13 protein-coding genes are annotated in these 12,745 nt (G+C 67.3%); 5 read left to right on the top strand and 8 right to left on the bottom strand.

Annotation, left to right across the window (positions count from 1 at the left end; translation table 11 throughout):
* Both G3N99_RS23555 and G3N99_RS23560 read right to left on the bottom strand, forming a co-directional pair.
* Positions 1-1,692: phosphodiesterase (locus G3N99_RS23555; protein WP_206123597.1), on the bottom strand; the 1,692-nt coding region annotated here is incomplete at its 3' end.
* Between the two features lie 354 nt (positions 1,693-2,046).
* Positions 2,047-3,078 carry a bile acid:sodium symporter family protein gene (locus tag G3N99_RS23560; RefSeq protein WP_011353419.1) on the bottom strand — a complete coding sequence of 344 codons (1,032 nt, stop codon included), beginning with the start codon at positions 3,076-3,078 and terminating at the stop codon, positions 2,047-2,049.
* 346 nt (positions 3,079-3,424) lie between these two features.
* Here G3N99_RS23560 and G3N99_RS23565 point away from each other — a divergent pair, with 346 nt between their 5' ends.
* The 3 genes from G3N99_RS23565 to G3N99_RS23575 all read left to right on the top strand — a co-directional run bounded on the left by G3N99_RS23565 (position 3,425) and on the right by G3N99_RS23575 (position 6,473).
* On the top strand, positions 3,425-3,907 hold the full coding sequence (locus G3N99_RS23565; RefSeq protein ID WP_174937609.1) for a peptide-binding protein: 483 nt from the start codon (positions 3,425-3,427) through the stop codon (positions 3,905-3,907).
* Between the two features lie 345 nt (positions 3,908-4,252).
* The gene (locus tag G3N99_RS23570; RefSeq protein ID WP_011353417.1) at positions 4,253-5,329 is read left to right on the top strand and encodes a porin; all 1,077 of its coding nucleotides are present in this window, start codon (positions 4,253-4,255) and stop codon (positions 5,327-5,329) included.
* Positions 5,330-5,510: 181 nt separating this feature from the next.
* Positions 5,511-6,473: a LysR family transcriptional regulator gene (locus G3N99_RS23575; RefSeq protein ID WP_011353416.1), complete on the top strand. Its 963-nt coding sequence runs from the start codon at positions 5,511-5,513 to the stop codon at positions 6,471-6,473.
* 116 nt (positions 6,474-6,589) lie between these two features.
* On the opposite strand, the gene G3N99_RS23580 is transcribed toward G3N99_RS23575, so the two are convergent.
* Complete coding sequence (locus G3N99_RS23580) at positions 6,590-7,549, bottom strand: nitronate monooxygenase family protein (protein ID WP_174937611.1); 960 nt, start codon at positions 7,547-7,549, stop codon at positions 6,590-6,592.
* A 266-nt stretch (positions 7,550-7,815) separates the two neighbouring features.
* Here G3N99_RS23580 and G3N99_RS23585 point away from each other — a divergent pair, with 266 nt between their 5' ends.
* Positions 7,816-8,712, top strand: a complete 897-nt coding sequence (locus tag G3N99_RS23585; protein ID WP_206123598.1) for an alpha/beta hydrolase — start codon at positions 7,816-7,818, stop codon at positions 8,710-8,712.
* 21 nt (positions 8,713-8,733) lie between these two features.
* Here the strand turns inward: G3N99_RS23585 and G3N99_RS23590 are convergent, their stop codons facing one another.
* Positions 8,734-9,225, bottom strand: coding sequence for an Lrp/AsnC family transcriptional regulator (locus G3N99_RS23590; protein WP_011353413.1), 492 nt, complete (start codon positions 9,223-9,225; stop codon positions 8,734-8,736).
* A gap of 112 nt (positions 9,226-9,337) precedes the next feature.
* Here G3N99_RS23590 and G3N99_RS23595 point away from each other — a divergent pair, with 112 nt between their 5' ends.
* Positions 9,338-10,240: a DMT family transporter gene (locus G3N99_RS23595; RefSeq protein ID WP_174937615.1), complete on the top strand. Its 903-nt coding sequence runs from the start codon at positions 9,338-9,340 to the stop codon at positions 10,238-10,240.
* Between the two features lie 264 nt (positions 10,241-10,504).
* Here the strand turns inward: G3N99_RS23595 and G3N99_RS23600 are convergent, their stop codons facing one another.
* The 4 genes from G3N99_RS23600 to G3N99_RS23615 all read right to left on the bottom strand — a co-directional run.
* A complete protein-coding gene (locus G3N99_RS23600; protein ID WP_046544280.1) occupies positions 10,505-10,717 on the bottom strand; it encodes a DUF1289 domain-containing protein in 213 nt (70 codons plus the stop codon).
* Positions 10,714-11,220 (bottom strand): YbaK/EbsC family protein, encoded by a 507-nt coding sequence (locus G3N99_RS23605; RefSeq protein WP_174937619.1) that lies wholly within the window; start codon positions 11,218-11,220, stop codon positions 10,714-10,716. Before G3N99_RS23605 ends, G3N99_RS23600 begins: the two co-directional genes overlap by 4 nt.
* A gap of 26 nt (positions 11,221-11,246) precedes the next feature.
* Positions 11,247-12,179, bottom strand: a complete 933-nt coding sequence (locus G3N99_RS23610) for a hydroxymethylglutaryl-CoA lyase (protein ID WP_174937621.1) — start codon at positions 12,177-12,179, stop codon at positions 11,247-11,249.
* Between the two features lie 26 nt (positions 12,180-12,205).
* Positions 12,206-12,745: NAD(P)-dependent oxidoreductase (locus tag G3N99_RS23615; RefSeq protein ID WP_241011814.1), on the bottom strand; the 540-nt coding region annotated here is incomplete at its 5' end.

A 12,745-nucleotide genomic window follows, 5' to 3' on the forward strand; every position in this document is an offset into this window, starting at 1 on the left:
TCGCTTCGCGCCGTGCGCGCCGGCCGGCACGCCGACCGCGCCGATCGCCATCGTCACGAAGCCGAAGAACGCCGGGTTGCCGTGGCGGTCCTCGCCGTGCAGCCCGCCCGCCTGTCGGTCGGCCTGCGTGTAGAAGAGCTGCGCGCCGTCGTTGAAGCGGGCGATTGCGTCGGCGGCGCGTTCGCGCCAGTCGGCGCGCTGGAACAGCACGAGGAAATCGTCGCCGCCGACGTGCCCGAGAAAGTCGCGCTGCGGGTCGCACACACCGGCCAGCACCGTCGCCGCGAACTTCAGCACCTCGTCGCCCTGCCAGTAGCCGTACTGGTCGTTGAACGGCTTGAACTGGTTCAGGTCGACGTAGCACGCATGAAAGCCGGCGTCGCGCTGGAGCAGGCGGTCGATGTGGGCGCTGATCGGAATGTTGCCGGGCAGGAACGTCAGCGGATTCGCGTAGCGCGCGGCCTCGATGCGCATCTCGGTCACTGCGCGCACGAGGCTCTCGCCGGTGCCGAGCCCGACGTAGCGGCCGTGTTCGGTGATCACGAAGCCGTCCGCGAGATAGCGCTGGTCGTGGCTTGCGAGCAGCATCGCGAGCTGCTCGAACGTCGTCGCGTTGTCGATCATCAGCGGCGCGTCGTTCGCGAACTGCAGGCACGGCTTCTTTCCGAACACCTCGCGGTGGTACGGCAGTGCGAAGCGGTCGATGAAGCCGCGGCGATTCACGAGCGCGACGGGCCGCCCGCGTTCGACGAGCGCGACCGCATGCAGGTCGGGCATCCGGTTGAACAGGTCGAGTACGTCGTTGCTGGTCGCGTCGCGCGGCAGTGCCGGCGCCGGCACCAGCATCTTCCCGGCGATCGTGCCGGCCGGCCGCACCGAGCGCGTCGCGCCGGGAAACACCGCGATGTGCGGCGCGCGGATCGCGTCACGCGCGGCCGGTGCGACGACCCGCGACGGCTGCGCGTTCGGCCGGCCGAGCAGGAAGCCCTGTACGCAACAGATGCCCATGTCCCGCACGACGATCAGGTCGCATTCGTTCTCGATGCCTTCCGCGATCAGTTGCGCGCCGCTCGCCTGCGCGAAGTGCTGCATCGCCTTCACGGCTTCGAACTTGAGCGGATCGCGGGCGATGTCGTGGATGAAGAAGCGGTCGATCTTCACGACGTCCGGATGCAGGCGCAGCCACAGGTTCATGCTCGCGTTCGCGGTGCCGTAGTCGTCGAGCGCGAACTGGATGCCGGCGTCGCGCAGCGACGCGACGGCCGGCCCGATGTGGGCGACGTCGGGAATCGCATTCTGCTCGGTCAGCTCGATGACGATGCGCTCGGCGGCGATCCGCGCGCGGACGAGGAGCTGGCGTACGCGCTCGCGTTCGCTGGCGAGCTTCAGGATCGTCCCGGCGCTGAAATTGAGGAACAGCTTGCCGTCGCAGCCGAGTGCCGCGAACGCGTCGAGGCAGGTGAGCGCGGCCGCCTGTTCGAGCGCGAGGGTCTCGCCTTCGCGCGCGGCCTGCGCGAACAGCGCGGCGGGCGGCTCGAGGTCGGTGCCGCTTGGGCCGCGTATCAGGCCCTCGTATCCGACGACCGTCCCCGACCCGAGATCGACGATCGGCTGGAAGACGGCGGCGAGCGCGCGATCCGCGATCAGGCGCGTGATGCTGGCGGCAGCGGAGTCGGGGTGGGGCGCGGGCATGGGCGAGGGCAGCCGAATCGACAGGACGCCCGACTTAACGGCATCGCTCGCGGAGAATTGAATGAAGATTTCGTGACGCGATGGGCGCTGCTGGTGCATTGCGCCTGGGGCGCATCGGTGCGCACGTGGAAGGGCGGTGCGGCGGTGCGGCGGTGCAGCGGTGCAGCGGGAAGGCGGGAAGGCGGGAAGGCGGGAAGGCGGGAAGGCGGGAAGGCGGGAAGGCGGAAAGGCGAAAAGGCGAAAAGGCGAAAAGGCGAAAAGGCGAAAAGGCGAAAAGGCGAAAAGGCGAAAAGGCGAAAAGGCGAGAACACCGGGACGGCACCACGCGATGGCCGTCCCGTCGCCCCCGGATCGTCAGCGTTTGCCCGCGCTCAGTGCGCCGGGCGCCGATGTCGCGTCGCCCTCGTCATGCTCGCCGCTCATGTCGCGCGCGCCCCAGCGCTGCGCGAGCGCCGCGCACGCCATCAGCTGGATCTGGTGGAACAGCATCAGCGGCAGCACGATCGCGCCGACCGCGTTCGCCGAGAAGATCACCTTCGCCATCGGCACGCCGGCTGCGAGGCTCTTCTTCGACCCGCAGAAGATGATCGTGATCTGGTCGGCGCGGTTGAAGCCGAGCCGCTTGCTGACGAACGCGGTCAGCAATAGCGCGATCGCGAGCAGCACGAGGTTGACGACGAGCAGGCCGCCGAGCGCGCGCGGCGGGATCTGGTGCCACAGGCCTTCGTTGACGGCCTCGCTGAAGGCGACGTAGACGACGAGCAGGATCGAGCCCTGGTCGACGAAGCGCAGCACGCCACGGTTGCGATCGATCCAGCCGCCGATCACGGGCCGCAGCAGCTGGCCGGCGATGAACGGCACGAGCAGCTGCATCACGATGCTGCCGACGGTGCTCCACGGCGACGCGGCGGCGGCCGACTGCGACGTGATCATCAGCCCGACGAGCGCCGGCGTGACGAAGATCCCGAGCAGGCTCGACGCGGATGCCGCGCACACGGCGGCCGGCACATTGCCTTTGGCGATCGACGTGAACGCGATCGACGACTGGACCGTCGACGGCAGCGTGCACAGGAACAGCACGCCCGCATACAACGTCGGCGTGACGAGCGGCTGCAGCACGGGTTTCAGCGCGAGACCGAGGAGCGGGAACAGCGCGAACGTGCTGAGCAGCACGACCGCGTGCAGCCGCCAGTGGGTTGCGCCCGCGACGACGGCTTCGCGCGACAGCTTCGCGCCGTGCAGGAAGAACAGCAGGCCGACGGCGATGTTGGTCGCCCAGTTGAACGCATGGGCGGCCGGGCCGCGGCACGGCAGGAGGCTCGCGAGCACGACGGTGCCGACGAGCGCGAGCGTGAAGTTGTCGGGAAGAAAACGGGGACGGGCCATCGGGAACTCGATTCGAAAACGACGGAGGTGCGCGTCGCGCGCGCGGATGGCGCCATTGTCCCGGTTGGCGATTCACTACACAAATTCATTGTGGGAATCGATTGATGAGTCAATCTCATGCAACAACGCTCACGACACCGACCCGGCCATGCGCAAAACGGCAGAAGAATGTTCTGTCGCGGTCGCCCGCAGAAGTGAAAAAACCTAGCAGTAACATGGTGTTACACCGATGCCGGCGACATAACACTTTTTGGCTCGACACGCTTTCGGCCCGCTCATAAATTACTGCTGAAAGCCTTGCGTCGGCCAAAAGCGGCCGGCACCGGGCATGGACAGGCACTGAACGATGACGGAACGGGTGAAACGGAAGATCGGACGATGGGTGGCAGGCGTGCTCGGCGCGCTGCTGATGCCGCTCGCGCTCGCGCAACCGCCCCATGGTGGTCATGCGTTCGGCGGTCACGGCTTCGGTGGCGGCGACATGCGCGCGTACGGCCAGCCGGCCGGCGGCGCGCCTGTCTGGCGCCGCGTCGCGCCCCCTGCCGGTGCGCGCGCCGGCGGCGTGAACGGCTACGGCTCCCGCTGGGGGCTGCGGCCGACGCCGTCGTATGGCCATTACGCCGCGCAAAGCCCATATCGCCCGATCAGCGCCGACGTCCGCCAGGTGCCGCGCCCGCCGGGCGGCGGCAACGTGCCGCTGCGCGCCGGGTCGATCCGCGCCGACGTCGCACGCTACAACGAGGAGCGCGGCGGACGTCCGATGCCGCCGCCCCGCTCGCAGGAAGAGCCTGCACACTCGCCGTTTTTCTCCCCGTTCTACCGAAACTGAGCGCCCGCGCGCTCGTCCCTCCGCCGGCTGATGCGAATTCGCCACAGTCGCGCACAGATTTCCGCTGATTTTCCCGTCGCATTGCGCTATCTTTCGCGCCCGGCTCGCGTGTGCCACGCTGCCGTCCGGCCGCGCGACCGCGTTCACGCCGGGCCGCCGGCGGGTACCCGGCCATGTATCAATTCCGCGAAGTTAATGCTGCCGCTATACCAGCAATAAGTGTGCGCAATTTTGACCGGACGAATGATCCGTAAAGATGGCTGCGCCCCATACGACGCAAGCACTCGGCTCCAAAAAACAACGCTCGCGCCACTTATCGACAATTCGACAAAATCTGGAGATCCAATGAAAGCATTCGCTCGCCGTGCGTCGCGCACGTCCGTCAAGCTGATCGCCGCGGCTGCCTGCGTGGCGGCTACCGCTCCCGTCCATGCACAGTCGAGCGTGTCGCTCTACGGTCAGGTCGACGAATGGGTCGGCGCAACCAAGTTCCCGGGCGGCGACCGCGCGTGGAACGTGAGCGGCGGCGGGATGTCGACGTCGTACTGGGGTTTGCACGGCGCCGAGGATCTCGGCAACGGCTACAAGGCGATCTTCACGCTGGAAAGCTTCTTCCGCGCGCAGAACGGCCAGTTCGGCCGCTTCCAGGGTGACACGTTCTTCGCACGCAACGCATACGTCGGCATCGATTCGCCGTACGGCACGGTGACGGCCGGCCGCCTGACGACGCACCTGTTCCTGTCGACGATCCTGTTCAACCCGTTCTACGACTCGTACACCTTCTCGCCGATGGTGTACCACGTGTTCCTCGGCCTCGGCACGTTCCCGACCTACCCGAGCGACCAGGGCGCCGTTGGCGATTCGGGCTGGAACAACGCGCTGTCGTACACGTCGCCGTCGTTCGGTGGCCTGAATTTCGGCGCGATGTACGCGCTCGGCAACCAGGCCGGCGACAACGGCTCGAAGAAGTGGAGCGCGCAGTTCAACTACGCGAACGGCCCGTTCGCGGCGACCGCGGTCTACCAGTACGTGAACTTCAACAACGGCCCGCGTGACCTGAGCGCGCTGGTGGCTGGCATGAAGAGCCAGGGCATCGCGCAAGTCGGCGCGACCTACGACCTGAAGTACGTGAAGTTGTTCGGCCAGTACATGTATACGAAGAATGACCAGGTCGCGGGCAGCTGGCACGTGAACACCGCGCAGGGCGGCGTGTCGGTGCCGCTCGGCGTCGGCAACGCGATGGCGTCGTACGCATACTCGCGCGATTCGGGCGGCCTCGACCAGACGCGCCAGACCTGGGCCGTCGGCTACGACTATCCGCTGTCCAAGCGCACGGACGTCTACGCTGCGTACATGAACGACCACATCAGCGGCCTGTCGACCGGCAACACGTTCGGCGCCGGTATCCGCGCGAAGTTCTGACGCGCACGCACGACCGCTGCGCCGGATGCGCGTGAAAAGCGCGTCCGGGCTGCATGTTTTCCCGCCAAAACGGCGCCGCGACCCCGCGGCGCCGTTTTGCCTTTCTTGACCTTTCTGTTTCCCCGCCTTTGTTACCCTATCTCGTAATTGGACCATTCCCCCGTCATTACGAGCTAGTTCGATGGATACCCTCGTCAGCATGAATGTGTTTCGCTACGTCGTCGAAGTGGGCAGCTTCGTCGGCGCGGCCGAACGCATGCAGATGTCGGCTGCGATGGCGAGCAAGCACGTGATGCATCTCGAGCAGCAGCTCGGTGCGCGGCTGCTGCATCGCACGACACGACGCGTCGCCCCTACCGAGGCAGGACGCGAATACTATGAGCGCCTCGTGCAGGCGCTGTCCGAACTCGACGAAGCCGGGCAGGCCGTCGGCGCCGCGAGCGTGGTGCCGCAAGGCAGGCTGCGCGTCACGTCGCTATCGGCGTTCGGGCTGCGGCACGTGATGCAGGCCGTCACCGATTATGCGGGCCGGTTCCCGGACGTGACCGTCGACATGACGCTGTCCGATCGCGTGGTCGACCTGATCGAGGAAGGCTACGACGTCGCGGTGCGCGCGGCGCCGAACGGATTGAAATCGTCGTCGCTGGTCGCGCGGCAGATCGCGACCGCGCACATCCTGCTGGTCGCGTCGCCCGAGTATCTCGAGAAGCACGGCACGCCCGCGACGATCGCCGATCTCGCGCACCACAACTACCTGCGGCGCGACTCGAATTCGACGATGCTCGACTCGCTGGTGATCGACGCGGCCGCCGCGTCGCGCGTGAACCTCAACGGCAACCTGATCGTGAATCATCTCGAAGGGCTGCGCGCGGCCGTGCTCGCGGGCGCGGGCATCGCGCTGCTCGGCACCGAGGTGGTCGGCGACGACATCGAATCCGGCCGGCTCGTGCCGGTGCTGCTCGATGCGGTGCCGCCGCACGAGGCGCCGATCTACGCGGTCTATGCGAGCCGTCGTCACGTGTCCGCGAAAGTGCGTTCGTTCGTCGACTTCCTGGCGGCGCGTTTCGAAGGGCAGTCGCTGTGCCCGTCGATCGAATCGCGCCTGCGCGTGCTGCCGATCACGCGGATGAAGCGCGCGGTCTGAGTCGTCTTTCCCGCGGCAGCGGGTCAATAAAAAAGCGCGAACCGCAGCGGTTCGCGCTTTTTGTTTTGTCCGACGGAATTCGCGCCGGCGGCGGGCCGTGAGGGCCGCCGCATTCGTCAGCGCGGAATGCCGAGCCGCGCCTTCGCGTCGTCGTACTCGCGCTTCAGGCGCTCGACGAGCGCGCCGACGCTCGGCAGGTCGTCCATCAGGCCGACGCCCTGGCCGGCGCCCCAGATGTCCTTCCACGCCTTCGTCTTGTCGCCGCCGAAATTCATCTTGGTCTTGTCGGATTCCGGCAGCGCCTCCGGATCGAGGCCGGCCTTCTCGATGCTCTCGCGGATGTAGTTGCCGTGCACGCCCGTGAAGAGGTTCGTGTAGATGATGTCCGACGATTTCGCGTTCACGATCGCGTGCTTGTAGTCGTCGATCGCATGCGCTTCCTGCGTCGCGATGAAGCGCGTGCCCATGTACGCGAAGTCGGCGCCCATCGCCTGCGCCGCGAGGATCGAGCCGCCGTTCGCGATCGCGCCGGACAGCACGATCGGGCCGTCGAAGATCTTGCGGACTTCGCCGACGAGCGCGAACGGCGACGTCGTGCCCGCGTGGCCGCCTGCGCCGGCCGCGACGAGGATCAGCCCGTCGACACCGGCTTCGAGTGCCTTCTGTGCGTGACGCAGGTTGATCACGTCGTGCAGCACGATGCCGCCGTAGCTGTGCACCGCGTCGACGATCTCGCGCGCCGGTGCGCGCAGGCTCGTGATGAAGATCGGCACCTTGTGCTCGACGCACACGCGCACGTCGTGCTCGAGCCGCGCATTCGACTGATGGACGATCTGGTTGACCGCGATCGGGCCGATCACCGCGTCGGGATTTTTTGCGTGGTGGTCGGCGAGCTCGGACTGGATCTGCGTGAGCCACTCGTCGAGCAGTTCTGCCGGACGGGCGTTGAGCGCGGGGAACGAACCGACGATGCCCGCCTTGCATTGCGCGAGCACGAGTTCGGGGTAGCTGACGATGAACATCGGCGACGCGATGACGGGCAGCGTCAGGTTCTGCAGGACGGTGGGCAATGCCATGTGATGTCTCCAGTCTCCAGGGGCGGTCGCGCGGTCGCGCCGACGCCAAGCTTTACGGTCGAACGGTGATTCGAGTGTAGCTGCGAAACGAGGTCGTTCTTATTAATACGAACGATCGTGCGATTCTACGCGAGCTTAACAAAATGCGCGGTGTGCCGGCAATCGAGTGAGTGTTCTCTTTCTACGGATTCTGGCTGCTGCCCCGCTGTGTAGATGCGCAAGCGCTCCTAAAATAGCCGCCATAACAAACCAACGAGAAACAAACCATGTCGTTTGAGGCGTTTGCACCGTTTCGCGTGACGGTGCAGGACACCGACATCTTCGGTGTCAAAGGAGGCGCGGGTCCGCCGCTCCTGTTGCTGCACGGACATCCGCAAACCCACATGATCTGGCATCGCGTTGCCGCGACGCTCGCGAATCATTTCACGGTAATTGCCACCGACCTGCGCGGTTACGGCGCGTCGGGCAAGCCGCCGAGCGACGCGCAGCATGCGCCGTATTCGAAACGGGCGATGGCGGCCGACCAGGTCGCCGTGATGCGGCATTTCGGCTTCGAGCACTTCCATGTGTGCGCGCACGATCGCGGCGCGCGGGTCGCGCACCGGCTCGCGCTCGATCACGCGGACGCCGTCGAGCGGATGATGCTGCTCGACATCGCGCCGACGCTCGCGATGTACGAGAAAACCGATCGCGCGTTCGCGACCGCGTATTTCCACTGGTTCTTCCTGATCCAGCCGGAGCCGCTGCCCGAGACGCTGGTCGGCGCGCATACCGATGCGTACATCGAGCGCGTGATGGGCAACCGGTCCGCCGGGCTCGCGCCGTTCGCGCCCGAAGCGCTCGCCGCGTACCGGGCCGCGCTCGCGCAGCCGGGCGCCGTGCATGCGATGTGCGAGGACTACCGCGCGTCCGCGACGATCGATCTCGAGCACGACCGTGCGGATCTCGAGCGCGGCAACAAGGTCGCGTGCCCGTTGCGCGTGCTGTGGGGCGAGCACGGGATCGTCGGCCGCTGCTTCGATCCGCTCGAGGAATGGCGCCGCGTGGCGCGCGACGTCAGTGGTCGCGCGCTCGAGTGCGGGCATTACATTCCGGAAGAGGCGCCCGTCGCGCTGATCGACGAACTGTTGGCGTTCTTCGAGGCGCGCGACGCGGCTGCGTGAGGGCGCTCGCGTACCCGCGGCTCAGCGGTGCGCGCCGTCGTCCTCGACGAGCGGCGGCAGCCGGCGCGGCACCGGCGTCGATTTCACGATCGCGGTGCTCGTCTCGGCGCGCTCCGTCACTTTCGACAGGATGTCGTCGAGGTGCGCGATCGTGCGCAAGTAGAGCCGGCAGATGAAGCAGTCGTCGCCGGTGACCTTGTCGCACTCCACGAATTCGGGAATCCGCCGCAGCATCTCTTCGACGAGATGCAACTGGCCGGGCAGCGGCTTGACGCGGACGATCGCCTGCAGCGTGTAGCCGAGCGCACGCGGGTCGAGCTCGACGGTGAACGCGGCGATCACCCCTTGTGCCTCGAGCCGCCGCACGCGGTCGGCGGTCGCGGGCGCCGACAGCCCGATCTGCCGGGCGAGTTCGCTGGTCGCGATGCGCGCGTCGTCGGCCAGCGCCGCGAGGATCGCGCGGTCGGTCGCGTCGAGCGACGCGACGGCAGGCGGAGAAAGGCGTTTCGGCATGATCGCTTTGCTTTCGAAGGTGAATCGGTCGATTCACTTCAGTTTAGCCGTGGTTGCCGCGAAAGCAAGTTTCTAGAATCGAAGTCATCCACTCTTCTGAACGGAGTTCACGATGGCTTCGAATGAAATTCGCCGCGGCGCCGCCGAAATGGTCGTCGCGATGATGATGTCCGGCACGATCGGCTGGCTCGTGATGTCGTCGCAGCAGCCGCTGACGAACGTCGTGTTCTTCCGCTGCCTGTTCGGCGCCGCGACGCTCGCGATCGTCTGCGCGGCGTTCGGCTTCCTGCGCCGCGCGCTGTTCTCGCCGCGGATGCTCGCGCTGGCAACGCTCGGCAGCGTCGCGATCGTCGCGAACTGGCTGCTGCTGTTTGCCGCCTACTCGCGTGCGTCGATCTCGATGGCGACCGCCGTCTACAACACGCAGCCGTTCATGCTCGTCGCGCTCGGCGCGATCGTGTTCCGCGAGCGGATCACCGCGTCGACGGTCGCGTGGCTCGCGCTCGCCTTCGTCGGGCTCGTCGCCGTGGTGCGTGTCGAGCCGGCCGTGCTGGCGGTGCCGGGCGAATATCTGGAAGGTGTCGCGCTATCGCTCGGCGCCGCCTTCCTGTACGCGATCTCGTCGATCGTCACGAAGCACCTGAAGGGCACGCCGCCGCATCTGCTTGCGCTGTTGCAGGCCGGCCTCGGTGTCCTGCTGCTCGCGCCGTTCGCACACTTCGGCACGTTGCCGACGAGCGCCGGGCAGTGGCTCGACCTCGTCGTGCTCGGCGTCGTGAACACGGGTCTGATGTATGTGCTGCTGTACGGCGCGATCCAGAAGCTGCCGACCGCGATGACCGGCGCGCTGTCGTTCGTCTATCCGGTCGTCGCGATCGTCGTCGATCACGTCGCGTTCGGGCAGACGCTCGCGTGGACGCAGGTGGTCGGCGCGCTGCTGATCCTGCTCGCGGCGGCCGGCGTGAATCTCGGCTGGCGCATCGTGCCCGCGCGTCGCGCGGCCGTCGGCAACTGAAACGGTCGTACGATTCGGCGCCGCTGCGGCGTAGCGCAACGGTTCATCGAATGCGTATTTCAGGAGCGCGCATCGCGGGCAGGTGGTGCGGACATGGCGAGCAAAATCCATGCGCACGCACGCGTGGAATACGCTGTAAGAAGTTGTAGGGAAACACCCGATGCGATGCGGCCGCGTCGCTCGTATGATGCGGGCTGTGACGTTGATCACGTTCACAGGATTCCGATCTCATGCCGTTCGCCCGTCAGGCTGAACGGCTTTTTTTTATGCGCCGCTCCGCGCAATCAGACGCCGCCGCGCATCGAGCCGTGCGAGCAACGCGCGCCTCGCGTCGTCGTCCGACGCACGCCACCCCTTGATCTCGTCGCGCGTACGCAGGCAACCCGCGCACCAGTCGGTGCGCGGATCGATCCGGCAGACGTCGGTGCACGGCGACGCGACCGTGCCGACCGTCACCGTCACCGGCACGTCGCTCATGCGGGCTCCCGCAACGCGACGTCCGCGACCGGCGCACCCGTCAGCGATACGAGTTCGCTCGGCGACAGGTTGAACACCGCGTGCGGATGGCCGGCGGCCGCCCACAGGCTGTCGAGCTCGAGCAGGTCGGCGTCGATCAGCATGACGGGTTCGACGAGGTGACCGATCGGGCAGACGCCGCCGATCGCATAGCCGGTGTTGTCGCGCACGAACTTCGCGTCCGCGCGGCCGACCGCGCCGACCTGCGCGGCAACCTTTTTCTCGTCGACGCGGTTCACGCCGCTCGCGACCACGAGCACCGGCGCCCCGTCCGACTGGCGGCGAAACAGGATCGACTTCGCGATCTGCGCGACCGAGCAGCCGAGCCCGGCCGCGGCCTCGGCCGACGTCTTGCCGGTTTCGGCGAGCATCACGATGCCTTTCGCATGGCCGCGCTCGCGCAGCAGCAGCGCGACGCGTCGCGCGGAATCGGGGAGGGAATCGAATGAAGCAGGTGTCGTCATGTTGAGGAATCCGTGGAATACCGGGGTCACACGCAGTTCGCGGCGTCGGCCGCGCTCTGCGCCTTGGCGAGCAGTGCACGACCGGCGCGCGACACGTTCGCGCGGCCGATCGCGTTCGAGATGAAGTCGCCGGCGGCGACGACCTCCGCGAGATCGATGCCGGTGTCGATGCCGAGGCCCTGCATCAGGTACAGCACGTCCTCGGTCGCGACGTTGCCGGTTGCACCCTTCGCGTACGGGCAGCCGCCGAGGCCGGCGACCGACGCGTGGAAGATCTCGATCCCTTCGAACAGCGCCGCGTAGATGTTCGCGAGCGCCTGGCCGTAGGTGTCGTGGAAGTGGCCCGACAGGCGTTCACGCGGGAACACGCGCGTGACGGCCGCGAGCACTTCGCGCGTGCGCTTCGGCGTGCCGACGCCGATCGTGTCGGCGATATCGATCTCGTCGCAGCCGAGCGCCGCGAAGCGCTCGACGACGTCGACGACCGACGCGACCGGCACGTCGCCCTGGTACGGGCAGCCGAGCGTGCACGACACGCTGCCGCGCAGCCGCAGGCCTGCATCCTTCGCCGCCTTCGCTACCGGCTCGAAGCGCGCGATGCTCTCGGCGATGCTGCAGTTGATGTTCCGCTGCGAGAACGCCTCGCTCGCCGCACCGAAGATCACGACCTCGTCGGCGCGTGCGGCGACTGCATTCTCGAAGCCCTTCAGGTTCGGCGTGAGCACCGAGTAGACGGTGCCCGCGCGGCGCTCGATGCCGGCCATCACGTCGGCGCCGTCGGCCATCTGCGGCACCCATTTCGGCGATACGAACGACGCGGCCTCGACGTTGCGGAAGCCGGCGTGCGACAGCCGGTCGACGAGCGCGATCTTCACGTCGGTCGGCACGAAGGTCTTCTCGTTCTGCAGCCCGTCGCGCGGGCCGACTTCGACGATCTTGACGGCAGTGGGGAACGTCATGGTTGTCTCCAGGTTTGCTTGTAGGTTCAGTAGCCGCGTGCGTAGTCGACGATGCCGCCGACGCGCTCGCCGCGCTCCAGGGCGCGGATCTTGCCGGCGATCTGTGCGATGGCTTCGTCGCGCAGAGTCTCGGCCGAGCTGTGCGGCGTGATCGTGATGCGCGGCGCGTGCCAGAACGGATGGTCTTCCGGCAGCGGCTCGCGATGGAACACGTCGAGCGTCGCGGCGGCTACCTGGCCGCTCGAGAGCGCGTCGAGCAGATCGGCTTCGACCAGGTGCGCACCGCGTGCGACGTTGACGACATACGCGCCGGGCGCGAGCCGCGCGAAGGTGCGCGACGACAAGATGCCGTCGGTGTCGGGCGTGCTCGGCAGCAGGTTGACGAGCACCTTCGCACCGTCGATGCACGCATCGAACGCGCCGTCGCCGGCGAAGGTCGTGACGCCGTCGAGCTGTTTCGCGCTGCGGCTGTAGCCGCGTACGGGCAGGCCGAGCGCGGCGAGTGCGCGTGCGACCTGCGCGCCGAGTACGCCGAGGCCGAGCACGGCGACGGTGAAGCGGGCGCG

The sequence above is a fragment of the Burkholderia sp. Ac-20392 genome, assembly GCF_017104585.1.
Lineage (GTDB): Bacteria > Pseudomonadota > Gammaproteobacteria > Burkholderiales > Burkholderiaceae > Burkholderia > Burkholderia lata.

Bases quoted from the DNA above. Each gene is read 5' to 3' on its own strand.
- G3N99_RS23560 (WP_011353419.1), bottom strand. From the start codon at position 3,078: ATGGCCCGTCCCCGTTTTCTTCCCGACAACTTCACGCTCGCGCTCGTC.
- G3N99_RS23565 (WP_174937609.1), top strand. From the start codon at position 3,425: ATGACGGAACGGGTGAAACGGAAGATCGGACGATGGGTGGCAGGCGTG.
- G3N99_RS23570 (WP_011353417.1), top strand. From the start codon at position 4,253: ATGAAAGCATTCGCTCGCCGTGCGTCGCGCACGTCCGTCAAGCTGATC.
- G3N99_RS23575 (WP_011353416.1), top strand. From the start codon at position 5,511: ATGGATACCCTCGTCAGCATGAATGTGTTTCGCTACGTCGTCGAAGTG.
- G3N99_RS23580 (WP_174937611.1), bottom strand. From the start codon at position 7,549: ATGGCATTGCCCACCGTCCTGCAGAACCTGACGCTGCCCGTCATCGCG.
- G3N99_RS23585 (WP_206123598.1), top strand. From the start codon at position 7,816: ATGTCGTTTGAGGCGTTTGCACCGTTTCGCGTGACGGTGCAGGACACC.
- G3N99_RS23590 (WP_011353413.1), bottom strand. From the start codon at position 9,225: ATGCCGAAACGCCTTTCTCCGCCTGCCGTCGCGTCGCTCGACGCGACC.
- G3N99_RS23595 (WP_174937615.1), top strand. From the start codon at position 9,338: ATGGCTTCGAATGAAATTCGCCGCGGCGCCGCCGAAATGGTCGTCGCG.
- G3N99_RS23600 (WP_046544280.1), bottom strand. From the start codon at position 10,717: ATGAGCGACGTGCCGGTGACGGTGACGGTCGGCACGGTCGCGTCGCCG.
- G3N99_RS23605 (WP_174937619.1), bottom strand. From the start codon at position 11,220: ATGACGACACCTGCTTCATTCGATTCCCTCCCCGATTCCGCGCGACGC.
- G3N99_RS23610 (WP_174937621.1), bottom strand. From the start codon at position 12,179: ATGACGTTCCCCACTGCCGTCAAGATCGTCGAAGTCGGCCCGCGCGAC.